The organism is uncultured Kushneria sp., assembly GCF_947497025.1.
Lineage (GTDB): Bacteria > Pseudomonadota > Gammaproteobacteria > Pseudomonadales > Halomonadaceae > Kushneria.
Window position 1 is genome coordinate 498,537 of record NZ_CANMFC010000003.1, and the last position, 26,924, is coordinate 525,460.

General features: G+C 55.6%; 26 protein-coding genes. 7 read left to right on the forward strand and 19 right to left on the reverse strand.

What is annotated here, in order from left to right:
• Window positions 1-27: 27 nt before the first annotated feature.
• A complete protein-coding gene (locus tag Q0931_RS08115; protein WP_299259076.1) occupies window positions 28-426 on the forward strand; it encodes a DUF2628 domain-containing protein in 399 nt (132 codons plus the stop codon).
• On the opposite strand, the gene yidD is transcribed toward Q0931_RS08115, so the two are convergent.
• From yidD to Q0931_RS08135, 4 genes are read right to left on the reverse strand one after another with little or no spacing between them, the layout of a single operon-like run.
• Entirely contained in the window at window positions 417-779 is a 363-nt protein-coding gene (yidD, locus tag Q0931_RS08120) for a membrane protein insertion efficiency factor YidD (RefSeq protein WP_299259078.1), read from the reverse strand. The genes Q0931_RS08115 and yidD overlap by 10 nt on opposite strands.
• Complete coding sequence (gene hisI / locus Q0931_RS08125; RefSeq protein ID WP_299259080.1) at window positions 766-1,215, reverse strand: phosphoribosyl-AMP cyclohydrolase; 450 nt, start codon at window positions 1,213-1,215, stop codon at window positions 766-768. Before hisI ends, yidD begins: the two co-directional genes overlap by 14 nt.
• A 14-nt stretch (window positions 1,216-1,229) precedes the next feature.
• Window positions 1,230-2,564, reverse strand: a complete 1,335-nt coding sequence (locus Q0931_RS08130) for a dihydroorotase (protein WP_299259082.1) — start codon at window positions 2,562-2,564, stop codon at window positions 1,230-1,232.
• 44 nt (window positions 2,565-2,608) lie between these two features.
• A complete protein-coding gene (locus Q0931_RS08135) occupies window positions 2,609-3,052 on the reverse strand; it encodes a Fur family transcriptional regulator (protein ID WP_299259084.1) in 444 nt (147 codons plus the stop codon).
• A gap of 262 nt (window positions 3,053-3,314) precedes the next feature.
• Here Q0931_RS08135 and Q0931_RS08140 point away from each other — a divergent pair, with 262 nt between their 5' ends.
• Window positions 3,315-3,803 (forward strand): DUF1161 domain-containing protein, encoded by a 489-nt coding sequence (locus tag Q0931_RS08140; RefSeq protein WP_299259087.1) that lies wholly within the window; start codon window positions 3,315-3,317, stop codon window positions 3,801-3,803.
• A 104-nt stretch (window positions 3,804-3,907) separates the two neighbouring features.
• Here Q0931_RS08140 and Q0931_RS08145 read toward each other — a convergent pair whose 3' ends face one another.
• The 4 genes from Q0931_RS08145 to gorA form a co-directional block, all read right to left on the reverse strand.
• Complete coding sequence (locus Q0931_RS08145) at window positions 3,908-4,303, reverse strand: ectoine synthase (RefSeq protein WP_108843568.1); 396 nt, start codon at window positions 4,301-4,303, stop codon at window positions 3,908-3,910.
• Between the two features lie 87 nt (window positions 4,304-4,390).
• The gene (gene ectB / locus Q0931_RS08150) at window positions 4,391-5,653 is read right to left on the reverse strand and encodes a diaminobutyrate--2-oxoglutarate transaminase (protein WP_299259091.1); all 1,263 of its coding nucleotides are present in this window, start codon (window positions 5,651-5,653) and stop codon (window positions 4,391-4,393) included.
• Between the two features lie 55 nt (window positions 5,654-5,708).
• Complete coding sequence (gene ectA / locus Q0931_RS08155) at window positions 5,709-6,284, reverse strand: diaminobutyrate acetyltransferase (protein WP_299259093.1); 576 nt, start codon at window positions 6,282-6,284, stop codon at window positions 5,709-5,711.
• A gap of 221 nt (window positions 6,285-6,505) precedes the next feature.
• Window positions 6,506-7,867 carry a glutathione-disulfide reductase gene (gorA, locus tag Q0931_RS08160; RefSeq protein ID WP_299259095.1) on the reverse strand — a complete coding sequence of 454 codons (1,362 nt, stop codon included), beginning with the start codon at window positions 7,865-7,867 and terminating at the stop codon, window positions 6,506-6,508.
• A gap of 161 nt (window positions 7,868-8,028) precedes the next feature.
• Between gorA and can the strand changes: the two genes are divergently transcribed.
• Both can and Q0931_RS08170 read left to right on the forward strand, forming a co-directional pair.
• Window positions 8,029-8,673 carry a carbonate dehydratase gene (gene can, locus Q0931_RS08165; protein ID WP_299259097.1) on the forward strand — a complete coding sequence of 215 codons (645 nt, stop codon included), beginning with the start codon at window positions 8,029-8,031 and terminating at the stop codon, window positions 8,671-8,673.
• Window positions 8,674-8,796: 123 nt separating this feature from the next.
• On the forward strand, window positions 8,797-9,834 hold the full coding sequence (locus tag Q0931_RS08170; RefSeq protein ID WP_299259099.1) for a hydrolase: 1,038 nt from the start codon (window positions 8,797-8,799) through the stop codon (window positions 9,832-9,834).
• Between the two features lie 28 nt (window positions 9,835-9,862).
• Here Q0931_RS08170 and msrA read toward each other — a convergent pair whose 3' ends face one another.
• The 4 genes from msrA to Q0931_RS08190 all read right to left on the reverse strand — a co-directional run bounded on the left by msrA (window position 9,863) and on the right by Q0931_RS08190 (window position 17,376).
• On the reverse strand, window positions 9,863-10,495 hold the full coding sequence (gene msrA, locus Q0931_RS08175; RefSeq protein WP_299259101.1) for a peptide-methionine (S)-S-oxide reductase MsrA: 633 nt from the start codon (window positions 10,493-10,495) through the stop codon (window positions 9,863-9,865).
• Window positions 10,496-10,605: 110 nt separating this feature from the next.
• Window positions 10,606-14,625, reverse strand: coding sequence for a translocation/assembly module TamB domain-containing protein (locus tag Q0931_RS08180; RefSeq protein WP_299259103.1), 4,020 nt, complete (start codon window positions 14,623-14,625; stop codon window positions 10,606-10,608).
• Window positions 14,626-14,699: 74 nt separating this feature from the next.
• Window positions 14,700-16,580, reverse strand: coding sequence for an autotransporter assembly complex family protein (locus tag Q0931_RS08185; RefSeq protein ID WP_299259105.1), 1,881 nt, complete (start codon window positions 16,578-16,580; stop codon window positions 14,700-14,702).
• 64 nt (window positions 16,581-16,644) lie between these two features.
• Window positions 16,645-17,376 carry a hypothetical protein gene (locus Q0931_RS08190; RefSeq protein WP_299259108.1) on the reverse strand — a complete coding sequence of 244 codons (732 nt, stop codon included), beginning with the start codon at window positions 17,374-17,376 and terminating at the stop codon, window positions 16,645-16,647.
• Between the two features lie 171 nt (window positions 17,377-17,547).
• Here Q0931_RS08190 and Q0931_RS08195 point away from each other — a divergent pair, with 171 nt between their 5' ends.
• On the forward strand, window positions 17,548-18,168 hold the full coding sequence (locus tag Q0931_RS08195) for a superoxide dismutase (RefSeq protein WP_299259110.1): 621 nt from the start codon (window positions 17,548-17,550) through the stop codon (window positions 18,166-18,168).
• Between the two features lie 82 nt (window positions 18,169-18,250).
• Here Q0931_RS08195 and Q0931_RS08200 read toward each other — a convergent pair whose 3' ends face one another.
• Window positions 18,251-19,561, reverse strand: a complete 1,311-nt coding sequence (locus tag Q0931_RS08200; RefSeq protein WP_299259112.1) for a nucleotide sugar dehydrogenase — start codon at window positions 19,559-19,561, stop codon at window positions 18,251-18,253.
• Between the two features lie 2 nt (window positions 19,562-19,563).
• On the reverse strand, window positions 19,564-20,454 hold the full coding sequence (gene galU, locus Q0931_RS08205; RefSeq protein WP_299259114.1) for a UTP--glucose-1-phosphate uridylyltransferase GalU: 891 nt from the start codon (window positions 20,452-20,454) through the stop codon (window positions 19,564-19,566).
• Between the two features lie 666 nt (window positions 20,455-21,120).
• Here galU and ubiG point away from each other — a divergent pair.
• Window positions 21,121-21,840: a bifunctional 2-polyprenyl-6-hydroxyphenol methylase/3-demethylubiquinol 3-O-methyltransferase UbiG gene (gene ubiG, locus Q0931_RS08210; RefSeq protein ID WP_299259116.1), complete on the forward strand. Its 720-nt coding sequence runs from the start codon at window positions 21,121-21,123 to the stop codon at window positions 21,838-21,840.
• Window positions 21,837-22,529 (forward strand): HAD-IA family hydrolase, encoded by a 693-nt coding sequence (locus tag Q0931_RS08215; protein WP_299259118.1) that lies wholly within the window; start codon window positions 21,837-21,839, stop codon window positions 22,527-22,529. Before ubiG ends, Q0931_RS08215 begins: the two co-directional genes overlap by 4 nt.
• Before the next feature lie 75 nt (window positions 22,530-22,604).
• Here the strand turns inward: Q0931_RS08215 and ybgF are convergent, their stop codons facing one another.
• The 5 genes from ybgF to tolR form a co-directional block, all read right to left on the reverse strand.
• Window positions 22,605-23,375 (reverse strand): tol-pal system protein YbgF, encoded by a 771-nt coding sequence (gene ybgF / locus Q0931_RS08220; RefSeq protein ID WP_299259120.1) that lies wholly within the window; start codon window positions 23,373-23,375, stop codon window positions 22,605-22,607.
• A 14-nt stretch (window positions 23,376-23,389) separates the two neighbouring features.
• Window positions 23,390-23,908: a peptidoglycan-associated lipoprotein Pal gene (gene pal / locus Q0931_RS08225; RefSeq protein ID WP_299259122.1), complete on the reverse strand. Its 519-nt coding sequence runs from the start codon at window positions 23,906-23,908 to the stop codon at window positions 23,390-23,392.
• Between the two features lie 48 nt (window positions 23,909-23,956).
• Window positions 23,957-25,252, reverse strand: a complete 1,296-nt coding sequence (gene tolB / locus Q0931_RS08230; RefSeq protein ID WP_299259124.1) for a Tol-Pal system beta propeller repeat protein TolB — start codon at window positions 25,250-25,252, stop codon at window positions 23,957-23,959.
• 106 nt (window positions 25,253-25,358) lie between these two features.
• Window positions 25,359-26,477, reverse strand: a complete 1,119-nt coding sequence (gene tolA / locus Q0931_RS08235) for a cell envelope integrity protein TolA (RefSeq protein WP_299259126.1) — start codon at window positions 26,475-26,477, stop codon at window positions 25,359-25,361.
• Between the two features lie 9 nt (window positions 26,478-26,486).
• The gene (gene tolR, locus Q0931_RS08240) at window positions 26,487-26,924 is read right to left on the reverse strand and encodes a protein TolR (protein WP_299259128.1); all 438 of its coding nucleotides are present in this window, start codon (window positions 26,922-26,924) and stop codon (window positions 26,487-26,489) included.

Sequence of the window (26,924 nt, forward strand, 5' to 3'; positions counted from 1 at the left end):
CATTGTCTGGCACGCGGCAGGGCACGCATGAAGCAGTTCGAGATTTATCAGCACCCTGACGGTCGTCTTGAGGCGGTCAAGCAGGGCTGGAACTGGCCGGCCTTCTTCTTTGGTGCTCTCTGGGCACTGTACTGCCGGCTATGGAAGATTGCCGTACTGACCTTCGTGGGCGTCTTTATAGTGTCGATGGCAGGCGCGCTCGATGAGAGCGGCCTGCTTGATGTGATGCTCAACATTGTATGCCTGGGGCTTTATGTCGCTTTCGGCCTCAATGGCAATCGCTGGAAACAGCGTCATTTGATGGCCAGCGGGTTCCATTCTGCCGGCACCCTGGAGGCCAAAAGTATCAAGCAGGCCATTGCCGGGCACGTTGAAAGACAACAGACTCAGGGCGCTGACATGGCTTCCCACACCTTTCAGGCCTGATCCCGATGCTCCTGATCAAGCTGTTCATCCGGCCCGGCGTCACGGCCGGATCCTGAATCAGGATTTCTGCAGTGGCGGCATGACGCTCCTGCAGGGGGCACCGGGTCGACGCCACCGGCACAAAACGGATGGCAGCGCAGGATTCGCCTGAGCGCGAGCCACCCGCCGCAAATGGGGCCATGAATCTGAATGGCCTCGATCGCATAGTTGGAACAGGTTGGCCAGAAGCGGCATCGCGGTCCAATGAGTGGGCTGATGCCATATTGATAGACACGCACCAGCCCAATCAAAACGCCACGAAGTAACTTTAACAGCCCACGCTTTAGCCGACGCAGCGCATCAGCTATTCCCATACAGGGCCTCGGCCGACATCAGCGGTGCCGTATCCACTCGCGCGCTTTTGTCATCAAGGGCCAGATAAAAGCAGGTACGCCGGCCGGTGTGGCAGGCAGGGCCCGTCTGATCCACCTTGAGCAATAGTGTATCGCCGTCGCAATCCAGCCACGCCTGATGCAGCATCTGTATCTGCCCGGAGGATTCGCCCTTGCGCCACGGTTTCTGGCGCGAGCGTGACCAGTAGCACACCCGTCTGGTCTGTAGCGTCTCCTCCAGCGTTTGCCGGTTCATCCACGCCATCATCAGCACTTCACCGCTGTCAAACTGCTGGGCAATGGCCGGCATCAAACCTTCATCGTTCCAGCCGGCCACTTCCAGAAGCGAATCGAGATCGACCTCGTGGCCGGCGGCGGTCTGCTCAAGTGCCTTGTAAGTTGGCGATGATGCGCTCATGTCTTCTCCCTGGATTATCGACGGCGGTAGGTGACGCGCTGGCCGGCCGGGGCGCCGGCGAGTTTCTCGCCGTCCCAGGCAACCACGCCATTGACGATGGTGGTGTCGATGCTGCCACGCAGCGCCGTATTTTCAAAAGGGCTCCAGCCGCACTTGTAGAGCAGTTCATCGCGGGTCACGGTGAAACGCTTTTCAAGATCCACCAGCACCAGATCCGCCATATAGCCTTCGCGAATAAAGCCACGGTCTGCCAGCTCAAAACGTCGTGCCACGTTATGGCTGGTTTTCTCAACGATGGTGGTCAGCTCGAAGTGGCCGGCGTTGACCTGATCCAGCAGGGAGGAGAGGGCGTGCTGCACCAGTGGCATACCGGAAGGGGCACTGAAATAACGGTTGTTCTTTTCTTCCAGCGTATGCGGTGCGTGGTCAGTGGCCACGATGTCGATTCGCCCGTCGTTGACCGCCTCACGAATGGCCTGACGATCGGCCGCGGTCTTGATGGCCGGATTGCACTTGATCCATGACCCCAGCCGCTCGTAGTCCTCATCGCAGAACCACAGATGATGTACACAGGCTTCCGCGGTGATCAACTTGCCCTCCACAGGGCCGGATTCAAACAGTGCCATTTCTTCTGCTGTGGTCAGGTGAAGCACATGCAGGCGTGTGCCGTGCTTGCGCGCCAGATCGATCGCCATGCTGGAGCTTTTATAGCAGGCCTCGCGCGAGCGGATTTCACCATGCAGTGAGAAGGGCACCTGCTCTCCGAAACGCTCGCGCGCCTGACGCTCGCTTTCCTGAATCATCGGTGTGTCTTCGCAGTGCGTGATCACCGGAATTTTCGCACTGGCGAAGATGTCTTCGAGCGTTTGCGGTGCATCGACCAGCATGTTGCCGGTAGAGGCACCCATGAAAATCTTGATGCCACAGGTCGCCGACGGATCCAGTGCCTTGATGGCTTCCAGATTGTCGTTGCTGGCCCCGTGATAAAAGGCATAGTTGGCATGGGAACGCCCGCGCGCCAGCGCATACTTGGCTTCCAGTGCCTGACTGTCCAGCGTGGGGGGCTTGACGTTGGGCATTTCCATGTAGGTCGTGATACCGCCGGCGACCGCCGCGGCCGATTCAGTGGCCATATCCCCCTTGCTCGTCAGGCCGGGCTCACGAAAATGCACCTGGTCATCGATCATGCCGGGGAGCAGATAGCGTCCGCGCGCATCGATGACCTTTTTGGCATCGCGTGACAGAGAGGGAGCGATGGCATCAATGCGCCCATCAAGAATGCCGACATCCAGTTCGCGAATGGTGCCTTCGTTGACGACGCGGGCATTGACGATCAGCAGATCGAACATGGCATGGGACCTGTGTGATGGTGTGAAACGAAAGTTACTCTCGATCAGTGTGACGGCTGGCATTTCTGACAAACGCCGGAAAGCTCGATGGTCTGGCGCTCAATGACAAACCCGTGGCCGGCAGCCGTCTCTTCCAGACGCTGCATGGTGTCATGATCATGCATCTCTTCGACAAGACCGCAGTGACGGCAGATCATGAGCTGAAAGCCGCGCGCATGATCCGGGCATGGGCAGGCAACATAGGCATTGAGCGATTCAATGCGATGCACCAGTCCCTGTTCGAGCAGGAAATCCAGCGCGCGATACACTGTGGGCGGTCGCGCCGAGGCATGCTCGGTGGAAAGCAGATCAAGAAGCTCATAAGCCTTGAGACCGCTGGAGTGTGCACTGATGATTTCAAAGATTCGACGACGGATGGGCGTAAACCGCACGTTATTGTCATGACAACGCGCTTCGGCCATGCGCAGCAGGCTGGATACATCAGGCATTGAATGTTCTCATCGTTGAAAGCGCAGGACAGCATATGAAATATGCGCTTATGGTAACGTCATCGGGCAGGGCTCGCACCTTGAGGAACCTACAAGGCGTCATTGACCAGCCAATGGTAAAATCCTGGCATACTCAATTTAACATAATATATATTATGCGAAGTTATTGTGCACAATCAGTGCAACCTCCTATAACCGGGGTCATAATGGTTTATATTCATCAAATCGAATGATGCTGTGTTGTTTCTCAGGAGATCGCCCCATGAAGTATCCACGTGCGTTTACAGGCTGCTCGACGCTTGCATTGACACTGACTGCGCTATGCCTCCCTACACTTGCTTTTGGCGCCTGTCAGAATGTTCGCGATCGGATTGCCCAGAACATTGAATCCAACGGCGTTGAGCCAATGGGCTACTCACTCCAGGTGATTCCAACAGCCGATGCCGATCAGGCGGATGGTCAGATTGTGGGTCACTGTGAAAACAATCGATACCAGATTGTCTATCAGCGTCACTATCGCACCAGCAGCGCCGAAACAATGGAAGACACGTCTTCCGACGAAGATGAAATTGATGGCGCCTCTTCACCTGAAACAGACAATGTTTCACCCGAAGCATCGGCTACCTCGCCGGCACCCGTGGAGGCTCCCGAAGCATCCTCACCAAACCAGACCGACAGTGATCCTTCATCAGACAGACGCAGGATCGAGACGTCCGATATGCCGGTCAGCACTGAAAGCTCTACCCGGTAACGGCCGGTCACTTTTCTGCGCTGCGCCTAAAATGAAAAAGCCTGCTCATGTGAGCAGGCTTTTTGATGCAATCAACTGATGCCGGGATCAATCAATGCCGTATGTCAGTCATCTGCCGGCGCATAGGAGCCATCTTCACGATGTACTTCCCGGCCGGTCAGCGGCGGATTGAACACACAGGCAACGGTCATGCCCTTTTCCTTGCCACGCAGCCAGTGCTCATCGTGCTGGTCCAGCAGATACATGTCGCCGGCCTTGATGGTGTGCTTTTTGCCGTCGGCAATGGTTTCTACCTCGCCTTCGCCCTCATAGCAAAAGACGGCTTCAATATGGTTCTTGTAATGAATGTGGGTTTCCGTGCCCGGACGGATTCGGGTGATATTAAAGGAAAAGCCACAGTTGTCTTCGGCCAGCATCAGACGTGTGCTGTCCCAGTTGCCATTTTCGGCTTCAACAAAGCGGTCGGTCTTGCGGCACTCTTCAAGGTTACGAACGATCATCGGTCTATCTGCCTTTTCTGGTCACAATGAACAGGGATCACTGTCGCGGCGGACGCCAGACGCCCGCCAAAGTCACTCTAATGACAGTTATTCAATGAGGCTGCGAATGCTTCTTTCAAGAATGGTCAGGCCCTGCTCGAGCTCATCATCCGTAATGGTCAGCGGACAGAGACACTTGACGACTTCGCCTGCCTGGCCGCTGGTTTCGATCACAAGACCGCGCTCAAAAGCGCCGTGGGTAATCTCGTCGGCCAGCTCACCGCTTCCGACATCGATGCCGCGCATCATGCCACGCCCACGCTCTTTTGCCGGATGGCCAGCATCGCTGAGCAGTCCGGCCAGCATTTCAAAGCGCTCGCGAATCACCTCACCCTTGCGTTGGACATCCTTTTCAAAGGTATCGTCCTTCCAGTAATGACGCAGCGTCTCGGCTGCGGTCACCATGGCCAGCGTATGGCCACGGAAGGTGCCGTTATACTGGCCGGGTGTCCATTTATCGAGATCACGACGCATCATCAACATGGCAAACGGCAGGCCATAGCCGGACAGCGACTTGGAATTGGTCACCATGTCGGGCTTGATACCGGCGTGCTCGAAGCTGAAGAACTTGCCGGTACGACCGCAGCCGGCCTGAATGTCGTCGACGATCAGCAGGATGTCGCGCTGCTTGCAGATATCGGCCAGCCGCTTGATCCATTCGATGGACGCGGCGTTAATACCGCCCTCGCCCTGCACCAGCTCAACGATGGCCGCGGCCGGACGGTCAAGCCCGCTGGATTTGTCATCAAGCGCCTTTTCGACATAATCGAGCGTATCCACGCCTTCACCCAGGTAGCCATCATAGGGCATGAACTGAGCGCCGATTGCCGGCACACCCAGGGCGTCGCGGAATTTTGCATTACCGGTGGTCGCCAGCGCCCCCATGGTGACCCCATGAAAGCCGTTGGTGAACGTCAGGATATTGGACCGGCCCGTAATACGACGCGCCAAACGAATAGCGGCTTCAACAGCGTTGGTGCCCGTCGGTCCGGGAAGCTGAATCTTGTAATCCAGACCGCGTGGCTTGAGGATCAGCTCTTCAAGCGTCTGGTAAAAATCCTGTTTGCCATGGGTCCAGAAATCGAGCCCGTGAACGATGCCATCGCGCTCTATATAGTCCATCAATGCCTTTTTCAGCACCGGGTTATTGTGCCCGTAGTTCAGCGTTCCGGCACCGGCGAGAAAGTCGATGTACTGCGTGCCGTCGGTGGTCCAGAGATGAGCGCCACAGGCGCGATCAAAAACGATGGGAAAAGAGCGGGAATAAGTGCGAACTTCGGATTCCATCCGTTCGAAATACTGCGTGTCCATTTACAACACTCCCCCGTGTCAGTAGTGGTTGGGTCAGAAATCCTGACTGCCATGGTTAGATCTGCTGAGGATCAAAAGGCCCTATTCGTACCAGATTTTCCGGATCGTGCTCTCCGCCAAGCTGTTCTTCAGAAAAGTATTCACGACTATTGAGCGGTGCCTGCCAGCGCTGTGCAAGCCTCCTGAAAAGGCCCCATGATGCTTCATTGTCCGGCGTGATGGTGGTCTCAAGGTGACGCACACCCGCCTGATGCTCACGTCGTAGAACGGTTTCTACCAGTTTGCGGGCAAGCCCTGTGCCTCTGGCCTTTTCACCCACCGCTACCTGCCATAAAAAGAAGGTGTCTGGTGCGTTGGTTTTGACGTAGCCCGAAACAAAACCAACAATTTCGCCATCACCGAGTGTGGCTACGGCGCAGCGGTCACGAAACTGTGTGGCAAGGAGCAGATAGGCGTAAGCAGAGTTGACATCCAACGGCGGGCAGGCCTTGATAAGCTCATAAATACCCCAGCCATCGTCCGTCCCGGGTGGGCGAACCAGAATGGGGGATTCCCCTTCAATAATCATCTCGGCCAGATCGGGATGAGAGATGTCGCTTGCAGCCGTCGTTGTTTGATTGGTTGGTATCATGGATATTTCGCAGTTGGCGAATTAGACACGCATAATAACAATAACTTATAGAACCATCAAATCCGGGTGTTATGATTTATCGAACAATCCATAACCCCCTTTTATGGAAAGGGGGTATTTTTCCTGTGGAGCCGGAGCAGGTGACTGCCCGACTCAATTAACTATAGACAAGAAAAAGCCGCCTGCAGGCGGCCTTGATAATTCATGATGCTCGTCAGGCATTACGTTCTTGTGACATTGCGAAGCGTGACAAACTCTTCGGCGCTGGTGGGGTGCACCCCTATCGTTGCATCAAAGTCACGCTTGGTCAGTCCAGCACGTACTGCGATGGCCAGGCCCTGAATCAACTCACCGGCCTCTTCACCTACCATGTGTGCACCCAGCACACGATCGGTACTGTCATCGACCACCAGTTTCATCAGACAGCGCTCATCACTGCCCGACAGCGTGTGGCGCATGGGCTTGAAATCCGTGGTGTAGACGCGAATGCTGTCATGCTTTTCTCTGGCCTGCTCTTCGGTAAGGCCTACTGTGCCCATATTGGGATGGCAGAATACGGCGGTCGCAACGCTGTCGTAATCAATGGGGTCCGCACTGCCGCTGCCATAGTGAAGCTCTACCAGCCGCATGGCTTCCTCGAGCGCCACAGGCGTCAGCTCGGGGCCTTCAATAATATCGCCAAGGGCCAGAATCGACGGAACGGAGGTCTGGTAGCGATCGTCGATTTTCAGCTTGCCATCGAACTCGCGTTCGACCTCGACATTTTCAAGGCCCAGACCCTCAAAACGCGGGCGTCGCCCGGTGGCGCCCAAAATGGCATCCACTTCCAGAGTTTCGCCGTTGCTGAGTTCCACGTCGTAGACGTCATTACGCTTTTCAACACGGCTGATCGTGGACTCGAAATGCAGATTGACGCCTTTTTTCAGCATCTCGTCACGGATAAAGTCGCGCAACTCATTATCAAACCCGCGCAGGAAAAGCGGGCCTCGATAGGCCAGATGAGTTTCTGCGCCCAGCCCGTTGAAGATACTGGCAAACTCGACGGCAATATAGCCGCCTCCCATGACGAGAAATCGTTTAGGAAACGCGGGCAGGTCAAAAATCTGATCTGAAGACAGCACATGCTCGCGCCCTTCAAATTCCGGCATCCAGGGCGTGCCCCCGGTAGCGATCAGGATTTTTTCGGCGCTTACATGACGACCATTGATGGCGATCATGTGCTCATCAACGATTTCGGCACGCCCCTGAATCAGCTCAACGCCTGCATTGGTCAGCAGCTTTTCGTAGATGCCGTTAAGACGCGAGATTTCAGCCTTCTTGTTGTCCCGAAGCTTTGACCATTCAAAACGCGGTGCGCTGTCGAAGTGCCAGCCAAACCCCTGGCTGTCCTCGAAGGCATCATGAAAATGAGCGGCATAGGAATAGAGCTTTTTGGGAACGCAGCCGACGTTGACGCAGGTGCCGCCCAGGTATCGATCCTCGGCGATGGCTACCCTGACGCCCCTGCCCGCTGCGGTGCGAGCAGCCCTGACGCCACCTGATCCTGCACCGATAACAAAAAGATCGACATCATATTGCGACACGTTTATTGCTCCAGCTGAAAAATATTTGAAACGAAGGCGCTTCCGTTGGAATCCTGCCCTGGGAATAATGGGTCATGATGCTATCACATGAGCGTGCGCCATGGCCGTTCTGGCGTGTTTACCATTCTCTATATTGTTCATTGAAAAGGCCGTAAAAAACGATGTGTGATCACAAGAATTGTCAGGATATCTCGCAGCTTCTCGAGCAGAACCGGCTCTGGGCCGATCAGATGGTGGAAAACGACCCTGACTTTTTCAGGCGCCTGTCGGATCAGCAAAATCCTGATTTTTTGTGGATAGGCTGCTCAGACAGTCGGGTGCCTGCCAACCAGATCATCAATCTTCCACCGGGCGAGGTCTTCGTTCATCGTAATGTCGCCAACGTTTTGCATCACAATGACATGAACGCCCTCTCCGTCATTCAGTACGCGGTCGATGTACTCAAGGTCAAACACATCATGATCGTGGGCCACTATGGCTGTGGCGGTATCAGGGCCGCCGTCACCGGTGGCGACAACGGCATTGTCGACTACTGGCTCAACACGGTTCGAAATCTTTATCATCAGCATCAGGAAAGCCTCTCGCACCTGTCGCTGGATGAGCAGATTGATCGCATGTGCGAACTCAACGTCAGGGCGCAGGTCTCCAACCTTTGTCAGACCAAGATCCTGCAGCGTGCCTGGGAGCGAGATCAGGAAGTCACGGTGCACGGCTGGTGCTATAGTCTGAAAAATGGTCTGGTCAAGGATCTGGATTGCACTGTGACCACCTTTGATGAGGCCGAAGCCTTCCGGATTTCCTGCTGACAGCGCCAGCTTCTCATTGGACTGGCCCGACAGACATCACAGCAATAAACATAACAACGCTTGACCTGCCATCGGCTCTCGGTGATAACGGAGCCTCACCGTTTGCTGGCACAAAGAGTCAACATGTCGGGCATGATCTACAAGGCCGGCTTTCGCGCCCCGCGTGGGCTGGCCAATCCTCATATCCAGACCCTGCTGCCCCTGCTTCTGCCTCGTCGCAAGTTACGTCTTGAGACAGAGCTTTTAACGCTGCCCGATAACGATATCGTGGAACTCAGCTGGGCTCAGCCTTCCCCGACGGATGCGCGAGCTCCCATCATGGTGCTGTTCCACGGGCTGGAGGGATCTGTCGACTCCCCTTATGCCCGTATGCTCATGCGAACAGCGGCCGATATGGGCTGGCGTGCGGTCCTTATGCATTTCCGTGGCTGCGGCCACGTGCCCAACCGCCATGTGCGAAGCTACCACGCCGGTGAAACAGCCGACGCCTACTGGATGCTCTCACAGCTGACCCGGCGATATCCCAACGCCCTGAAGGTTGCCGTGGGCGTGTCACTGGGGGCCAATGTGCTGCTCAAGCTGGCCGCCGAACAGGGGGGCGACGGGCTTGATCTGGCCGGCGCCATCGCGATCAGCCCACCGCTGGATCTGGCAGCTTCAGCAGATGCCATTAATATCGGCTTTGCCCGCTGCTATCAGCGACACATCCTGAAGTCCATGAAGCGCAAGATGATGCGTCATGTAGAGGATGGCCGTCTGGGTCGGATTAATCGGCAGCAGCTCAAAGAGCTTGATACCTTCTGGGCTTTCGACAATGAGATCACAGCCCCCCTGCACGGCTTCGGTTCCGCCACGGACTATTATCAACGGGCCTCATCCGGGCTGATGCTGCATCGCATCGAGCTTCCCACCCTGATATTGCACGCGGCAGATGATCCACTCATGCCCAGGAGTCTGCTGGATCGGCTGCCGGTACCGTCAAGAAGTGTACGTATCGAGATGGCCGAACATGGAGGACATGTTGGCTTTATAGAATATCGTCAGGGGTTGCTGCGCCCCTGGCTTGCCAGGCGTGTGGCGCAGCAGCTTGAAAGCTGGCGTTTTGTACCCGGTCGACAATTGCAGGCCCGGCCGCTGGGGCGCAATCAGCCACAGGATTGAAGCGCCCCGAACGCTATATGGGTCAGCCTCAGATCGGGCAGCTGACCCCGGTTCCCTTGAGGCCGCAGTACCCCATGGGGTTTTTGCTTAGATACTGCTGGTGATACTCCTCGGCATAGTAAAAGGCTTCGAGAGAATCGATTTGAGTAGTGATTTCTCCCTTGCCGCCCTCTTTTAACGCCTGCTGATACTCTTCAAGGCTTTTGCGCGCCTCTTCACGCTGATGTTTATTGCGTACCAGAATGACGGAGCGGTATTCATTGCCAATATCGTTGCCCTGACGCATGCCCTGGGTCGGATCATGCGCTTCCCAGAATACCTTGAGCAGTTCAGCCAGGCTGATGTCTGACGGATTGAACACGACCCGAACAACCTCGGCATGCCCGGTCTTGCCGGTGCAGACTTCGTCATAGGTCGGATTGGGCGTATAACCACCGGCATAGCCCACTGCCGTCACCCAAACACCGGGCAGCTGCCAGAACAGGCGCTCTGCTCCCCAGAAACAGCCCAATCCCAGAACGATGTCGTCAAAACCCTCGGGCGGTGGCGATGAAATATCACGGTCATTGACGTGATGGACGCCGCTGATGGGCATGGGCGTATCGCGGCCTGCCAATGCTTCTTCTGCACTGGGCATACGCGTTCTGTCGTATCCAAACATGGAGCCTCCTCAACGGGTCTCAAAACAGGATAAACGTTAACAGGCTACAGGTTATCGGGGCTGACGGGGCAAAACACAAGCCCCCTCGCCCCCTGAACGGTTTTCCCTCGTCAATACGCTCTCTCGGGCGTGCGCCCCAGACTGAAGGTATAAATCAGATCCACGGCCTGATTGGCCCCCGATACGGCCTGAAGATACAGGTTCTGAATCAACCGGTAGCGCAGGGTCAATTCAGCAATCGAAGAGAAAAGCCCTACGCCATAGCTGACCTGAAAATCATCAAAGAGATAGCCACTGACCACCACCTGACTTTCATCGCCACTGCCGGACGTATCCAGTGACAGATCATCAATACCGAAGCTTTCGCCCAGCTGTCCAATGGCCTTGCCACTTCTGGATAGCGACAGCCCGATCAAGGCTGAGGTCAGCATGCCATCGCTGTCGCCATCAGCATCCGGGGCGCGACCACGCAGCAGATAGGAGAGCGCTCGCGATTCGTTCATGGCAGGCTCGGAGAACACATTAAGCTCCGGCTGATCGGCAGGACCGGTCACCTGCAGCCCGGCCGTCACATTGTCGGCCGTACTATCGGGGTTACGGATGGCGTCAATATTGAGATACGGCTGTCCCGGTGGACCGCTGAACAGTACCTGACCGCGGCGAATGATCAAATCCTGGCCGAAGGCCTGGAAGCGACCGTCCTTGAGCGCAACATCTCCAAACAGCTGGAGCTGACTGGCGCTCTGGCGAACATTGAGACGTCCTTCCACATTGGCGTTCAGACCATAGGCTTCCAGCTGAACATCATTGCCCACAATGATGTTGACGCCAACATTGACCTCCATCCCGGCCGCCTCAAGATCCTGGGTATTGGCCCAGGCCAGCTGACGATCGATTTCACTTGTCGGCTCTACTGTCGCCTGCTTTTGCTGGCGGGCTTCATATTCTTCCCGGGTCACAATGACTTCATCGGAAGATGGCTTGACGGCCGATGCCGGAATCTGGCCAACCTCCAGACGTGCCCAGGGAATGCGGACATCGCCGTTGATATCCAGACGCTTCGGATTGGCTGCTACCCGGATATCGGGTGCCACACGCAAACGGCCAAACTCCGGCATGCGAATTTCCAGCGGTGAATCGCCGCCGTTAAGCGCCATGTTGGCCTGCCAGTTTTCGGTGGTCGGCCAATTGGCATTGCCGTCAAGGCCCCAGCGAGCGTCACCCACCTGTAGATAGCCATCCAGCGTACCGCGATCGCCCTGAAAGGCCATGGCCATGCGCGCATCATCCAGACTGACCGGCAGTTGAGGACCACGCGCACGAACACCGCTGAGCACCATGTTGCCATCAAGGCGTGGTTCAACCAGCGTCCCTGAAAGGGATACATCGCCATTGAGCTGGCCGGTCAGTTCATTCAGGGCTGCGACCAGAGGCGTATAGGGTGACAGGGTGACGCCATTAACCACCAGCCTGCCAGAGAGCGTTCGACGCCCCAGCGGGTCACCCACATCGGCATTGAGACGAAGGCTGCCGGCATCGCGCAGATTCAGGCTCAGTTGGGCCTGTGCCCTGTCGGGAGTGGCCTCGGCATTCATGCGGACGCCCAGATGCGGCAATGAGAAAGGCTGGCCCTGGGCATTCTGGCCACGGACATCAACATCACCCTGCAAATCGGTGCCGACATTCCATCGACGCCCCGCCTGTGACCACTGAGCGTTGATGTCGCCTTCAAGCCCGCCGCCCAGACGCCACTGGGGGGGGAGATAATCGTTGGCCAGTGCCAGATCGATATCCGATAGGCGCAGCGCTGCACGGCCGCTGTCAGCACTGGCCTGCAGTGTATCGACCGAACACAGCCGACCGCCCTGGCGTCTGGAAAGACAAAACGGTGAGGCGGTCACACTGGATTGCTTCAACAGCGCCGTAAACTTCAGCGGACCCTCAAGGGCAATATCTCCTCCCTGATGCGCGCTGACCTCCAGCGGCGTGATCGTTCCCGCGTAGCGCTGCGCCGGCTGATCGAAACTGCCATCAAGTGCCATGCGCACTCGACTGACGGGCAGGCCATCGCCGCCGGCCACATCCAGCGTCAATCGATGCTGTTTCAGTGTACCTTTCAGGGTGGTGGTCACCTGACGAACCTGCTGACCGGCGGCATTGATGCTGCTGGCATCAAGATCCACATCAAAGCTTGGGTTATCAAGCCCCTGTGTTCTGGCCGTCAGGCGAAGCGCACCGATACGGTTCTCCTGATAACGCAGTCCCTGCCCCTGCAGGTCAATATTGCCATTGGGGTTGTCCAGCGTCCCTCTGAGTCTGATCTGACCGCTGGCGCTACCGCCCAGATCCGGCAGGATCGTGCCCAGCGCCGGTGCCGAAATATCGGCATTGAGCGACAGCTGCTCGTTGATATCCCCTGCCGCTGATATCCGGTTATTGCCCTGTCGTAGATCCAGCTGCTCGATATGCCACTGCATGTCGCTATTGCCATTCAAACGGCCTTTCAGGGAAAGCGCACGTTTTTGCAGAGTGCCATCGATGGCAAGCTCGGGGACATCGACACGCCATTGGTCGCCCTGCTGCTGGAAGCCGGCACGCAGTTTCCCGTTGAGTCGCCCGGTTACGGCACTGGTCAGGTTCTCCAGGGGCAGATTGCTCATGTCCAGCGATGACGCGACATCCAGTGAAGGCGACCATGTCGCTGTGCCTCTGGCTTCCAGCTTCCCATTCCCGGTGGTCACGGTCAGCGGCGCCCAGCTGAAATGCTTGATATCACCATCACCTTTCAGCCGGATATCCAGCGGCGCGATATTCGGGCCTTCCACATGGCTGCCCAGGGCCAGCTGGTAGCTTTCGAGCGAGCCTTCGGCGTCAAGGTTGATATCGCGGGCAAGCCAGGGCGTCACACCAGAAATATTCTCGAGCGGCCAGCGTAACTGCGGACTGGTCAATTGCAGCTTGAAAGGCAGCTCGGGGGCCAGCATATCGGCATGAGCATTCAGGGTAGCCTTGACGGGCCCGTCAGCGTTGATGGAAAGATTCAGATCAGAAAGGGCGCCATGCACGTCGACATCAACATGCTCTCCCTGAACAGGGGCCTGCAGCGCGTCCGCACTCATCGACAGTGTCAGCGGATAGTCGCCGCTGAGCGTGGCCTGTGCACTCATGGAAAGACGTGCAATGGAAGAATCAAGCGTCAGCTGCTGTAGCTCAACATCCGAGTCTTTTGTATGTACCGACAGCGCCAGCTGATGAACGATCAGTGGCGTTTCGCCATCAAGCCTTAGTCGGTTAATAGCGACATCCTTGGCATCAATATCCAGCGGCAGCGTGATGTCGGGCATGACAATGCGACCCTGCTCATCCGTCTTTCCGATGACCTCTGCCAGAGGGTTGGCCAGCGGTTTCTGACCAAGTTCGGCCAGCATGTCCAGCACGGTGGGCGGCTCAGGATTGACGGCCTTCAAGGCACTGTCAACGGCATCGGACGACAGCGCAAAAGCGGCATCATTGTCGAATAATACCGGCGGTGCCGACGCTGCGACCGACTCGGCAGCAGCAATGGCCGACGCAGACACCATATCCGGGCGCACCACACGTTGGGCGGTGCGTACGTCGATGCTTGAATCAAGAAGATCCGGCTGATCAAGTCCCGGTGAGGACGGAAGCATTACGCGGGTACCTTCCAGCCTCGTTTCCCCAAGAGTGAGGTGACTGCCTTCAAAAACCGCGCTGCTGTGAAAGTGTCCCAGCGCGATATCAGTTTCATTGGCCAGACGTACATGAATATCATCCAGGCGCAGATCACGCAGCTCTACAGGCAACGGTGTACTGATCCGTGCCATGGTCGACTCATCATTCGTGGCCTCGGGCGTAGCGTTGTCGCCACCGCGTAACACGACATCAACCCCGCTGATCTGCAGCTGATCCATGCACAGTCGGCCGCGTAGCAGACAGTCACTGCTCCAGTGCAGCGCAAACCGATCAACGTTCAGTCGAAGCGCCGGCAGATCCAGCTGCAAACCCTGGATCGTGAAGTCATCCAGTAGCGCCCCTTCCACGTATTCGTAGGCGATGAAACCTCGTGATTGCGCCTGCTCAAGCAGTTTGGCGGTCCCCCATGGGGACAATGCCACCCCTGCCACAAGGAGGACAAGCGCAATAAGCGTCACCACTATCCAGAGGACAGCGCGAGGCAATAACCTCAAAATTCCGGGCCGATGCCGAAGTGCAGACGCCAAGAGTCCTCCTCACTATCAAAGGGATGGGCGATATCCAGACGAACCGGCCCAACGGGTGAAATCCATCGGACGCCCACGCCTGCGCTTGTCTTGAGCTCATCCGGCCACCATTCACTGAAGGCGTTGCCGGTATCCACGAAGGTGGCGCCCCACCAGTTGTTGGCCACCTGGCGCTGATACTCCAGAGACCCGACCAGCAGGTGTTTGCCCCCCAGAAGATCACCATCGCTGTTTTCAGGCGCAATGGTTTCGTACTCATAACCACGCACGCTGCTATCGCCACCGGTGAAAAAGCGTAGTGAAGGCGGCACCTGGCTGAAGTCATCCGTACTGGTGGCCCCGACCGTGGCACGACCGACAAAACGATTGTTTTCTCCAAGGCTTCGGATCCACTGGCTATCCAGACGGGTACGCAGGAAGTTGGCGTCCGAGCCCCACGCATTGTTTGACCCTTCCACCAGGATATCCTGCCGGTCTCCCCACATGGGGAAGCGGGTATTGTCCGTACGCGTGCGGGACCAGCTCATGCCGGGAATGAACAGCAACACCTTGTCTTCTTCATCTCCCTGGGTGAAGTCTTCGTACGTGGTACGCAGATAGGCATTTTGTACCCAGTCGTTCTCGAAACGCCATTCCCGACCGAACGCCACCGAGCTCTCAAAACTGCGGGTATCACTTTCAGTGCGATCGGTATTTTTGAAGCCGTAGCGCATGTAATAGTTATCACGCGCCGGGTTGGCCAGCGGTACATTGTATTCGCCAGTCAGCGTCTGTTCGGGGCCTGAAAGAACCAGATCATTATTGAGGCTATCACCCCGGTCATTGAGCCATGGCATGTTCCAGCCAAAATTGATTCGCGGCCCTACGTCCGTGGAATAGCCGATACCGGTTTCGAACTTGTGGCGGTCTTCCGGTGTGACGTTGATATCGATAGGTACGGTGGCGCGCTGCGGCCTTTCCTGCGCATCGATAGCGTTCTGGAAATTCCTGCGCTCGCTATCCCTGCCTTCATCTTCTATGCGTGCATCCGGTGAAGAGGTAACCATCGGGGAAGCGCTTTGACGGGAGCGCTCATCGAGTCGAGGGCGAACGCTAATGCTTCGAAACCAGCCCGAATCGCCAAGACGCTGGCTGTAACGGGCAACGTCGGTGGCCAGATATCGATCATTGGGATCAAACGGCGCCATTTTGCGCAGGCGCTCTTCGCGAATCTGGCTGCCTGTAACAAAGATGTCGCCAAAGCGATAACGCTCCCCGCTTTCAAATATCAGCGATATGTAAGCAGCATGTTCCCATGGATGAACTTCGATACGGCTTTGTCGATAGCGGGCATCAAAATAGCCTCGCTCAAGCGCCAGAGCCGTTAAACGAGACTTGAGCGTATCGTAAGGGGCATGAAGAAGGCGTTCACCTTCCATGCCTGTCAGTGGACTGGCCTGAAGCGCCTGCTGAAAAGGCTCGTCATCTTCTGCCTCACCCTCGACACGAACCACTACAGAACGAACACGGACAGGCGTGCCGTGGTCAACATCAACAATCACCTGTTCACGACTTTGAAAGCTGACTGCAATGTCAGGCTCATAGTAACCAAAGGGTTTCAGGGCATCCTGCACCCTTTGTGTCACCTCGGCGCTGTAGCTTTGCGTATCGGAATTTTCAGGAATATTCAGGGACTGGAGGTAGTTGCGAATATTGGTGGCAAGCTCTCCTCGCACTCCCTTGACGTCTGCATTGATGGCCAATGCGGCAGAGGACTGACAAATGCTGACCAACATAAGCGTCAGCAGCAGCAACCTGCGAACGGGTGTGCCGGCAATCATGCGGTGACGAAAAAAGAATCGCATAACGTTCAGGATCTTCCTTGATCATATGAATCACGCCGTATGCCAACGGCGCTGGCGGCACCCTTCAAGGATTCAAAAGATCCTGAAGTGACTCCTGGGCGGCATGCAGACTCGTCTGACTCTGTTGAAGCCGTTTATTTTGGGCTGCCAGTTCATCGACGCGCGCCTTGATCGAAGCCAGGGTCTCTTCCTGATCAGCCACGCTGGCGGCAAGCGTCTGCAATTGTTGAAGACTGTCTTCTATTGTCTGCAACCGGTCCGACTGCTCGGCGTTAGTATTATCTACATCCTTGAAACGTGCATCATAAGTGCTTTTAAGACCTTCGATAATCGCATCGAGTGAATCCATGGATTGCTGTAACGACACCAGCGTTTGCTGCCTCAATGCGTCGGACTCTTCCAGCTGACTCAACCGCGCTTTTTGATCATCATCGCCGGCCTGTTGTTCAAGGCGTTGTTGCAACGTTTCAAGCTGCGTGCGCTGGTTTTGCTGTTCACCCCGAATGCCATCAAGAATGTGATCAAGGTTTGTCGACATTTCCTGACGACTGGCTGCAACGTCCTGCGCTTTTTCCGTCAGCTCTGACATCCTGGCAGACCAGTGCCGGCGGTCCTGATAGTACTGTACTCCCATGGCCACCACCGCAGCGGCAAGCAACAGCAAAAGCACATAGACAGGCCACGGGGAGCTGCGCGAACCACGCCGAGCATGAAGGGATCGTGGTTCTGTTCGGGTTGAATACGCAGCGTTGCGATCAGCGCCTATGATGGGCTCTTCATGATCTTTTGGCGGCATGAAAATCTCGAGCAATGTAGCAATCGGAAATATAACCTGACCCTTTCAGCCAGGTCATGAAACTGCATGCATGCTACGATGCATGGCCTGTGAAAAGCCAGTACAGGCTATCCGGAAGACAGGTACAAACGGCAATACCAGGGGCTCCCTGGCCAGAATGGAACGTTGATCATGCCCCTTGAACTTCCCTCTTTGCCCTATGCAACGGATGCATTGGCACCCGTGATTTCCGAACATAACCTGCGCATGCATCACGAAGGTGTTCATGCAGGCTATTTGAAGCGCCTGAATACGCTGCTGGAAGGCGACGATCAGCCAAAACGCTCACTTGAAAACATTATGAGGACTGGCCGAGGTGAGGCTCAGGCCTGCGCCTGCCAGGCATGGAACCATACCTTTTTCTGGCAGTGCCTGACGCCCTGGTACCATCCTCCCGGCCAAGCCATTGAGAAGGCGCTTTCGGCACAATGGGGAAGCCTTGAAGGTTTTCAGAAGGCCTTCATGGCCAGTGCCATGGCCCACTTCATGGGCGGTTGGACATGGCTGGTGTATACCCCTCAGGGACGGTTGGATATTCATAATGCAGTGGACGCCAGCTCTCCGCTGCTTAAAGGCGTTACGCCACTGCTGGCCATCGACATGTGGGAGCATGCCTGGTACGTCGATTTTGGCAGCGATCGACGCAAATATCTTCAAAAACTCTGGGATATTATTAACTGGCCGTTCGTTGAGCAGTGTCTCGAAGATGCCATTGCTACTGCGGAAGGCAAGCGCAATCGACTGCACGCCTGAGTATTACCAGAATTTTGGCAACAAAAAACGGGCTGGCTCGATATGACTGAAAGCATATCGATGCCAGCCCGCCTCTAGAGCGTCAGCGGTCGTCGTCTGCTGCTCTCTCCTGAGGATCGGCACTGCGTCCGATACCGCGGTAACAGAACCCGTGTTGCGCCACGAAGGCCGGATCGTAAATGTTACGGCCATCCAGAATCAGCGGTGTTGTCATCAGGGTCGACAAGCGACGCCAATCCGGATTCCAGTACTCCTTCCACTCGGTCACCAGCAATAGCGCGTCAACATTTTCACAGGCTGACTGTGCCGTGCCTGCCAGCGTCAGAAGCGGATGCTGGCCATAGTAATGCTCGATGGCCGGCAGCGCGGCTGGGTCGTGAAGTCTGACATGCACGCCCTGCGCCCAGAGAGCGTCCAGCAAACGAAGTACCGGGGCGTGTGCGATACGTGCGGTGCCGGGCTTGAAGGCCGCACCCCAGATCGCCACCGTACGTCCTTTCAGATCGCCATCGTAATACTGCCAGAGCTTGCGAAAGAGCTCTTCCTGCTTCTGCTCGTTGACCTGTACGACCTGCTCGAGCAGTCCATTATGCTGCCCTTCACGGGCACGAATGCTCGAGAGGCGATAAAGGTTACGAGCAAAGCTCGGGCCACCAAAACCACACCCCGGATAAAGATATTCGCGACCGATACGGCGATCAGACCCCATTGCCTGACGCACCAGCTCGATATCCACATCCAGACTGTCGGCCAGACTGGCCAGCTCGTTCATGTAGCTGACACGGGTCGCCAGCATGCCAATGACGGCAAGTTTGGTCAGCTCGGCTGCACGCCTTGGCATCAGACGGACATTGTTTTCACGACGATTGAAGGCACGCAGAAGCTCACCAATCTGGCGAGTGGCCCAGCCATCCTCACTGCCCATGATCCAGCTGTCAGGACGCGTGAAGGTGGCCATGGCACGACCCTCTTCAAGCATGTCCGGCAAGGCAACAGCAACCTGGCGCTCCTTGCGAAGCAGGTTTTCAAGTATTTCCGTATGGCCGATCGGAAACGTACTGTTATTGACCAGTACAAAATCGTGCGGCTCGCGTCCCAGCGTCTGCTCAACCCACTGGTCAGCGTCATTGCGCTGGTCTGCCGAAACAGCCAGCCAGTAGACGCTGGCACTGGGCAGGGACTTGGAGCTTTCACACAGCGTCAAGGAGCCATTGTCGATGCTCTGTGACAGCTGGTGATAAAGCCCTGGTTCATTTCTGATCCAGTCCGTCTCGGCCAGTACATTCCATGGCTGAGCAGGATGCGGCCACCAGTATACCTGGTGACCCACCATTGAAAGTGCAGCGGCTGCTGTTGCTGCACTCAGTTCGCTTCCATGCACTACCACCTGCATGATTATGCCTCGCTTTGATAGCGCTTCAGCAGCTCACGGAATCCTTCACCGTACTTGGGATGACGGCGTGCAAACGACAGTGTCGCTTCCAGATAACCAAGCTGATGACCGCAGTCGAAAGTTTCGCCTTCCATACGATAGGCAGCAACATCCTGCTTGCTGCGCAAGGTATCGATGGCATCAGTCAGCTGAATTTCATTACCTGCACCAGGACGCGTTTCGGCCAGCACCGGGAAGATGCTTCCGGGCAGCAGATAACGACCAATAACAGCCAGTGTAGAAGGCTCAGTGCCGGGATCAGGCTTTTCTACCATGCCCGTGATCTTTTCGCTCTTGCCGGCTTCAGGCGTCTCGCCTTCAAGGGCTACGATACCGTATTTATAGGCGACTTCAGCCGGAACGTTCTGAACCATGATCTGAGCAGCGCCCGTCTGATTATAGGCATCAATCATGCCACCCAGATCGTTGCGCGTCATGCCTTCGTCATCGACCAGAACGTCAGGCAGCAGCACGGCAAACGGTTCATTATCCCCAATGACCGGGCGAGCGCAGAGAATGGCGTGCCCAAGACCCAGCGCTTCCGGCTGACGTACGCTGATGATGGAAACATCGTCAGGGATAATATTGCGAAGCTCTTCAAGAAGTTCTTTCTTTCCCTTCGCTTCAAGCTGGTTTTCGAGCTCGAAATGCTTGTCGAAATGGTTTTCGATGGCTGATTTCGAAGAGTGAGTAACCAGTACAATTTCCTTGATACCGGCCTTTACGGCTTCCTGAACGACATACTGGATAACCGGCTTGTCGACAATGGTGATCATTTCCTTGGGGATCGCCTTGGAAGCGGGGAGACAACGCGTGCCAAAACCGGCGACAGGCAATACAGCTTTACGAATCATTCAAGTTCCCTTTCTATCAAATATCAGACATATACGGGCTTATGGCACGGTGATACCTGCCATGACAGCATCGTGATCGATAAACGGTTCAAAATCTTGCTTGAACAGGCGAATCTCGACACGACACTCTGTAATCGGGTTATAACCCCATAAAATACCGAACCTTTGCTTTTATATCCTTGGCAAAATGTTTCTTTTTGTACAAGTAAACCTGTCATTTTCTTTTGTTATTGATAGATAACGGTATAAATAGCATTTGAGTGTACATTCAGCTCAGTTAATGGAGGTCTACAAACTCCTTGAACTGACTTCATGAGCAACGCCTTCAACCAATTCTACTATAAGGTATCCGGATCATGATGCATCAGCTCATGACATCGGTTGGAGCATGGGCGGTCATGACGCTTTCACTGCGTCAAACCATTAACAACAGGTCTGACCAGCTCCTCTCGTGACCGATTAATATGACCGATGTGATCATCGCTTAGTGACTTCTCAATTCAAGACGCTTGTTCAAACGCAGAATTGGCCCTCTTGAATCCTGTGTAAGCACAGACAGGGGCGTCATGTGGAAACCATATTGGTTCATGATTCCCGCAGACCCTATACAATACAGGTCAATATAAAAGACGGCACAGGCTGCCCTACTCCTACAGGAGCTCATTGATGAGCGAGAAACAGCATTTCAACGTTGATCCGGGTGAAATTGCCAAGTTTGATGATCTTGCCAGTCGCTGGTGGGATCGTGAAGGTGAGTGCAAACCGCTTCATGATATCAACCCCTTGCGCCTTGACTATATTGATCAGCGAGCCGGCCTGACCGGCCATCGTGTCATTGATGTCGGCTGTGGTGGCGGCATCCTGAGCGAAGCCATGGCCCATCGTGGCGCCGAAGTCACCGGTATCGACCTGGGCGAAGCCCCCCTTTCCGTCGCTCGCCTCCACCAACAGGAAAGCAGTGTCAAGGTGGATTATCAGTGCATCAGTGCCGAGGACATGGCAACCAGCCAGCCGGGAAGTTTTGATGTCGTGGTCTGTTTTGAAATGCTTGAGCACGTTCCGGACCCGGGCAGCGTCATTAAAGCCTGTGCTCGCTTGGCCAAACCCGGCGGCCATGTCTTTTTTTCCACCATCAACCGCAACCCAAAGTCATGGGCAATGGCCATCGTTGGTGCCGAATATGTTTTGAATCTTCTGCCTCGCGGCACTCACAGCTTTCAGCGCTTTATCCGCCCTTCCGAGCTGGCCCGCTGGGCACGCCAGGCAGACCTTGAGGTGCGCGATATTACGGGCATGATCTATAACCCCTTTACTCGCCACTACCGGCTCTCCAACAAGGATCTAGACGTCAACTACTTCATGCATACCCGTGTGCCACATTCATGAGTTGTACCTCCAATATTCCGCAGGCCGTTTTGTTCGATCTGGACGGCACTCTGGTCGATACAGCGCCGGATCTGGCTCGTGCAACCAATGCGCTTAGAAAGGTGCATGGGCTATCGCCTCTGCCCCATGAAGACATTAGACGAGAAGTTTCACACGGTGGAAGCGCACTGGTAACACTGGCGCTGGGCCTGGAAAAGAAGGCCGCTGGGCACGATGAGGCGCGAACGCTTTTACTTGAACACTATGGTGAAAACGTTGCTGAAAAAAGCTGCCTTTTTGAAGGCTTTGCAGAGCTTCTTGAGCATTATCGCCGCACAGGTCGTGCGTGGGGAATCATTACCAACAAGCCCAGAGAATATGCCGTACCGTTACTCAAGGCACTGAATATCGCGCCGGATGTCCTGTTGTGTGCTGATGACCTTCCGGTCAAAAAGCCGGATCCTGCCCCACTTCTTGAAGCAGCAAGACGTCTTGGTATTGATCCGCACAGGTGCTGGTATATCGGTGATCATCTGCGTGATATCCAGGCTGCCAACAACGCCGGCATGACGGCCATTGCGGTGACATATGGCTACCTTCGCGAGGACGACAACCCAGATGACTGGCCTGCAAGTCAATTTTTTGAAACGCCAGAAGCACTTTGCAGGGTACTGCTACAGCAGGGCACGGGCGAGGCAGTGAGCCTATAGGGCGCGATGTTGGCCAATGACAATCAGCGGGCATTTCGTCTTTAACGAAGTGCCCGCGAATTCAGACCGGTAATATCAGCCGCTGGTTTTTTGCATGAACTCGCGTGCAAGGCCTGCCGCATCACTATCGGAATGCTCGCTGATTACTTTTTTCAACATGCTCTGACTTTCAGCCCCCTTCCCCTGACGCGCATAAACGAGACCCAGCTTATACATCGCATCAGGCACCTTGTTGCTTTGAGGATAGTCATTAATGACCGTGCCAAAAGCTGTCGATGACTTGTCCAGCTGTGATTTGGCAGAGTAAAGCTCACCCAGCCAATACCAGGCATTTCCGTTCAAGCCGGATTGCGGATAGTCACGATTAAAGGCTTCAAAGGCAGAGATGGCCTGGTCAAACTCGCGCTTTTGCACATGCGAAAAGGCAGCCTGATAAGCGCCCTGAGCATCGCTGGAAGAGGACGCTGTACTCGATGACGTAGAAGACTGACTCCCCCCCGAAGCGGCCTGAGTTATTGGGTCACCAGCGTCGGCCGAACCAGTATCTTCACCAGTTGAAGCACTGGTGCTTCCCTGCGAATTGCTCAAGCGCTCATCGAGATCCAGATAGCGTTGCTGAGAGAGCTTTGTTTGTTGCTCGAGCTGATGGCGAAGCTCTTCAATCTGGCCGCGTAGCTGATTGATATCCTGCTCCTGACTCTGCAAACGATTGAATATTTGCAGATTGCCCGAACCGGAATCCGTGGACGCCTGATTATAAAAAGAGCCGGTTTGTGCGGATGCCCAAACGGACAGCGGGAGCACAAGGGCTCCCGCGCCGCACAGTCGAATAAGACTGTGTTTCATTGCTTACTCCGGGATCAGTAGTCGATAACGACGCGACGATCCTGAGAATAGGCCTGGTCAGAGTTGCCGGAAGCAGCACGACGCTCTTCACCGTAGCTGACAACTTCAATCTGCGAAGCAGGCACGCCCTGGATGGTCAGGTACTGACGTACAGCATTGGCACGACGCTCGCCAAGACCCAGGTTGTACTCACGAGTACCGCGCGGATCAGTGTGGCCTTCCAGTACGATATTGGTGCTGGAATTACGCTGCAGGTACTGAGCATGCTGGTTCAGCATGGATTCGTACTGTGGGCGAATGCTGTCACTGTCGAAATCGAAGTAGACGCGATTTTCACTCGGCATTTGTGCCTGCTGGCCGCTGTTTTGACCGGTAGCACCAGAGCTGCTGCTCATGCCCTGAGTGGAAGAACCGCTGTTCATGCCACCATTCTGCTGGTCGCCATCCTGTGTACCGCCGCCGCTGGAACAACCAGCAACAACAGCCAGAGAGAGTGCGGCCGCCAGAGTTTTGGCGTAGGAAGAAAACTGCATGATGATCTCCTTGCTTTTATAAAGAATGACAAAATTCATTCTAGTCGTTTAATTCAAAAACGGCGACCAGGAAGGTTCACGAACCTCACCATTGGGTGAAGGTATTACGAAAGAAGCCCTGCCATCTGCCGAAACAGCACCAAGCACGCCACGTGCTCCCTGCTGAGTGGCATATATCACCATTGTGCCATTGGGCGCAACTGCCGGCGCTTCATCCTGATAAGTATTGGTTAATATTGTCACACGTCCTGACGATAAATCCTGCTTCGCCACCTGAAAACCACGATCGGTTCGAGTGGTCATGAAAATGAATTTATTGTCGGGTCCATACAGACCACCTGCATTGTAATTGCCGGTAAAGGTCATGCGCTTTGCGTTGCTGCCGGAAGCATCCATCTGATAAAGCTGGGGCTGACCACTGCGATCGGAAGTAAACAAAATCGAGCGACCATCAGCACTCCAGTCCGGCTCGGTATTAATGGAGCTGGAATTGGTCAGTTGCTTGAGCGAACGGGAAGCGACGTCCATGACATAGATTTCGGGATTACCATCCTTTGAAAGTGACATGGCAAGCTTGCGACCGTCCGGTGACCAGGCCGGTGCCCCATTGATCCCCTTGAAAGAGGTAAGCTGGACGCGACGCCCACTGGAAAGCTGCTGGACATAAATAGCAGGCCGCCCTGACTCGAAAGAAACGTACGCAAGCTTCTGACCATCCGGTGACCAGGCCGGCGAAAGGATCGGCTGATCAGAGGACAAAATCTGCTGCGGACGATGGCCATCCTGATCGGCTACATACAGGGCATAGCTGATATTGGGATCAACACCATTGGCAGTCACATAGGCAATGCGTGTCTGGAACGCGCCGCGAATACCGGTGATTTCTTCGAATATCTGATCAGCAATGTAATGCGCCCGGGACCGCAGCTGGTCGTCACTTGAGGTAACCACCTCTCCCAATTCACGACGCTGACCTGCCACGTCATGGAGCTCATAGCTGATCTTGTAGCCATTACCGGAAGCCTCAACGCGCCCTACCACCAGGTAATTGGCTCTGACACGGCGCCAGTCACCATAATTGATATTGTCACCGCTGGCAGGACGAGAGATCAGGTCCTGCGACGCCAGTGGTGCAAACTGACCGCTGTGCTCCAGATCGTCGGCAATGATTTTACCGATATCCTCGGAAGGACTGACGCCATCGCCCCGAAAAGGCACCACTGCAATCGGTATGGCATTGTCATTGCCACGTGTGATCTCGATGGTGAGATCACCAGCTGCCTGCGCCATCAGACTGGCCATCATGAGCATCATGAAGCCAGCCAGTGCCATTAGTTTTTTCATCAGCACACATCCTCGGGTTTTAACGATCCTTGATCCCTGCTACCTGCCATCAAAACAGGCGCAATATCGACCACGTCCTCACACCACATAGCAAACCTTCCTGGCCCTAGCGCACATCCTCGGGATTAAAGCGCAGGTTGAAGCTCCTGAATTTCTGCCTTGCCTCGGCCGGCAACTGACTCATCTCGGTAAACGGCGCGGCTCTTTCCACAGCCTGTACGGCCGAGCGGTCGAACCCGGGATCACCACTACTGCTGGAGACAGTGGCAGACAGAAGCTCACCAGTTGGCAAAAGCTGCACTCTGACCACGGTGACCAGCCCGGACGCCGCATTTGGCGGACGTGACCAGCTTTGCTCAACGGCGCGACGCACCAGGTTCATGAAGCCATTGGACGCCTCCTGAGCCTGACGTGCATTGGCGATGGATTCTGCCTCATTAGTAATCTCATCGCCAAAAGCGTCCTGACTGGCCGCGGCGGCGGCTTCTGCAGCCCGCTTGCGATCAGCTTCCGCTTTCTTCTTTGCAGCGGCCTCTGCGGCGGCCTTCTTTTTCGCAGCAGCTTCGGCTTCTGCCTTCTTTTTGGCCTCGGCTTCTGCCTTCTTTTTGGCCTCGGCTTCTGCCTTCTTTTTGGCCTCGGCCTCTGCCTTCTTCTTGGCCTCGGCCTCTGCCTTCTTCTTGGCCTCGGCTTCTGCCTTCTGTTTGGCCTCGGCTTCCGCCTTCTGTTTGGCCTCGGCTTCCGCCTTCTGTTTGGCCTCGGCTTCCGCCTTCTGTTTGGCCTCGGCTTCTGCCTTCTGTTTGGCCTCGGCTTCCGACTTCTCGCGCGCCTGCTGCTCCTGCATCTGCTGAGTAGCGACTTCCCTGGCTTGCTCGGCGCGCCGTTGTGCGGCTTCCTGTGCCTCCTGAGCGGCCTGCTCTCTTGCTTGTTCAGCCGCTTCAGCCTGCTGGCGTGCCGTTTCTTCAGCGGCATCATCCTGAGTGGCTTCAGGTTCAGGTTGCTCGCGCTCAGGCCCCTGTTGGGCTTTCGGCTGTGCCTCGGTAGCCTGCTGCGCCTGATCGGTCGCTGTCTCCATTGAAATCAACTCGGCCTGCACGACGGCATTGGAGGTTTCAACAGGATCACTTTGTGGCCAACGAAAAACAGTCAGCCCGATAACGCCCACGTGCAGCAAAACCGCAAGCACGGTGGGCAACGTATAGCCTACACGGCGATCGTGTCTGGCCATTGTTTCTCCCTACTGCTGGTCGCCAGGCGGTGGATCAGAGATCAGCCCTACATTGGGCACACCTGCGTTTTGCAGGGCCCCCATGAGCGTCACGACCTGACCATAGGAAACGTTGCGATCACCGCGCACCATGACAGGGGTGCCCGGATTACGGTTGAGGACTGCCATGACCTGCTCGCGGATGTCATCGATTGATTTACTCTGCTGCTCATCGCCTAGGCTGATGTAATAGTCCCCATCACGATTGACCGTGACAACCAGTGGCTCATTGTCGCTTTGCACCGGCTCGGAACTGATCTGCGGCAGATCAACATCAATGCCCTGATTGATAGTGGGTGCTGCAATGATAAAAATGACCAGCAGCACCAGCATGACATCGATGAACGGAACAACATTCATCTCGCTGGAGAGCTTTTTGCGCCGGTTGCGTCGATAGGATCCCTGCAT

What these genes read in the sequence shown, in the direction of transcription:
- Q0931_RS08115 (WP_299259076.1), top strand. Translation starts at nt 28, where the DNA reads ATGAAGCAGTTCGAGATTTATCAGCACCCTGACGGTCGTCTTGAGGCG.
- yidD (WP_299259078.1), bottom strand. Translation starts at nt 779, where the DNA reads ATGGGAATAGCTGATGCGCTGCGTCGGCTAAAGCGTGGGCTGTTAAAG.
- hisI (WP_299259080.1), bottom strand. Translation starts at nt 1,215, where the DNA reads ATGAGCGCATCATCGCCAACTTACAAGGCACTTGAGCAGACCGCCGCC.
- Q0931_RS08130 (WP_299259082.1), bottom strand. Translation starts at nt 2,564, where the DNA reads ATGTTCGATCTGCTGATCGTCAATGCCCGCGTCGTCAACGAAGGCACC.
- Q0931_RS08135 (WP_299259084.1), bottom strand. Translation starts at nt 3,052, where the DNA reads ATGCCTGATGTATCCAGCCTGCTGCGCATGGCCGAAGCGCGTTGTCAT.
- Q0931_RS08140 (WP_299259087.1), top strand. Translation starts at nt 3,315, where the DNA reads ATGAAGTATCCACGTGCGTTTACAGGCTGCTCGACGCTTGCATTGACA.
- Q0931_RS08145 (WP_108843568.1), bottom strand. Translation starts at nt 4,303, where the DNA reads ATGATCGTTCGTAACCTTGAAGAGTGCCGCAAGACCGACCGCTTTGTT.
- ectB (WP_299259091.1), bottom strand. Translation starts at nt 5,653, where the DNA reads ATGGACACGCAGTATTTCGAACGGATGGAATCCGAAGTTCGCACTTAT.
- ectA (WP_299259093.1), bottom strand. Translation starts at nt 6,284, where the DNA reads ATGATACCAACCAATCAAACAACGACGGCTGCAAGCGACATCTCTCAT.
- can (WP_299259097.1), top strand. Translation starts at nt 8,029, where the DNA reads ATGTGTGATCACAAGAATTGTCAGGATATCTCGCAGCTTCTCGAGCAG.
- Q0931_RS08170 (WP_299259099.1), top strand. Translation starts at nt 8,797, where the DNA reads ATGTCGGGCATGATCTACAAGGCCGGCTTTCGCGCCCCGCGTGGGCTG.
- msrA (WP_299259101.1), bottom strand. Translation starts at nt 10,495, where the DNA reads ATGTTTGGATACGACAGAACGCGTATGCCCAGTGCAGAAGAAGCATTG.
- Q0931_RS08185 (WP_299259105.1), bottom strand. Translation starts at nt 16,580, where the DNA reads ATGCGATTCTTTTTTCGTCACCGCATGATTGCCGGCACACCCGTTCGC.
- Q0931_RS08190 (WP_299259108.1), bottom strand. Translation starts at nt 17,376, where the DNA reads ATGCCGCCAAAAGATCATGAAGAGCCCATCATAGGCGCTGATCGCAAC.
- Q0931_RS08195 (WP_299259110.1), top strand. Translation starts at nt 17,548, where the DNA reads ATGCCCCTTGAACTTCCCTCTTTGCCCTATGCAACGGATGCATTGGCA.
- Q0931_RS08200 (WP_299259112.1), bottom strand. Translation starts at nt 19,561, where the DNA reads ATGCAGGTGGTAGTGCATGGAAGCGAACTGAGTGCAGCAACAGCAGCC.
- galU (WP_299259114.1), bottom strand. Translation starts at nt 20,454, where the DNA reads ATGATTCGTAAAGCTGTATTGCCTGTCGCCGGTTTTGGCACGCGTTGT.
- ubiG (WP_299259116.1), top strand. Translation starts at nt 21,121, where the DNA reads ATGAGCGAGAAACAGCATTTCAACGTTGATCCGGGTGAAATTGCCAAG.
- Q0931_RS08215 (WP_299259118.1), top strand. Translation starts at nt 21,837, where the DNA reads ATGAGTTGTACCTCCAATATTCCGCAGGCCGTTTTGTTCGATCTGGAC.
- ybgF (WP_299259120.1), bottom strand. Translation starts at nt 23,375, where the DNA reads ATGAAACACAGTCTTATTCGACTGTGCGGCGCGGGAGCCCTTGTGCTC.
- pal (WP_299259122.1), bottom strand. Translation starts at nt 23,908, where the DNA reads ATGCAGTTTTCTTCCTACGCCAAAACTCTGGCGGCCGCACTCTCTCTG.
- tolB (WP_299259124.1), bottom strand. Translation starts at nt 25,252, where the DNA reads ATGAAAAAACTAATGGCACTGGCTGGCTTCATGATGCTCATGATGGCC.
- tolA (WP_299259126.1), bottom strand. Translation starts at nt 26,477, where the DNA reads ATGGCCAGACACGATCGCCGTGTAGGCTATACGTTGCCCACCGTGCTT.
- tolR (WP_299259128.1), bottom strand. Translation starts at nt 26,924, where the DNA reads ATGCAGGGATCCTATCGACGCAACCGGCGCAAAAAGCTCTCCAGCGAG.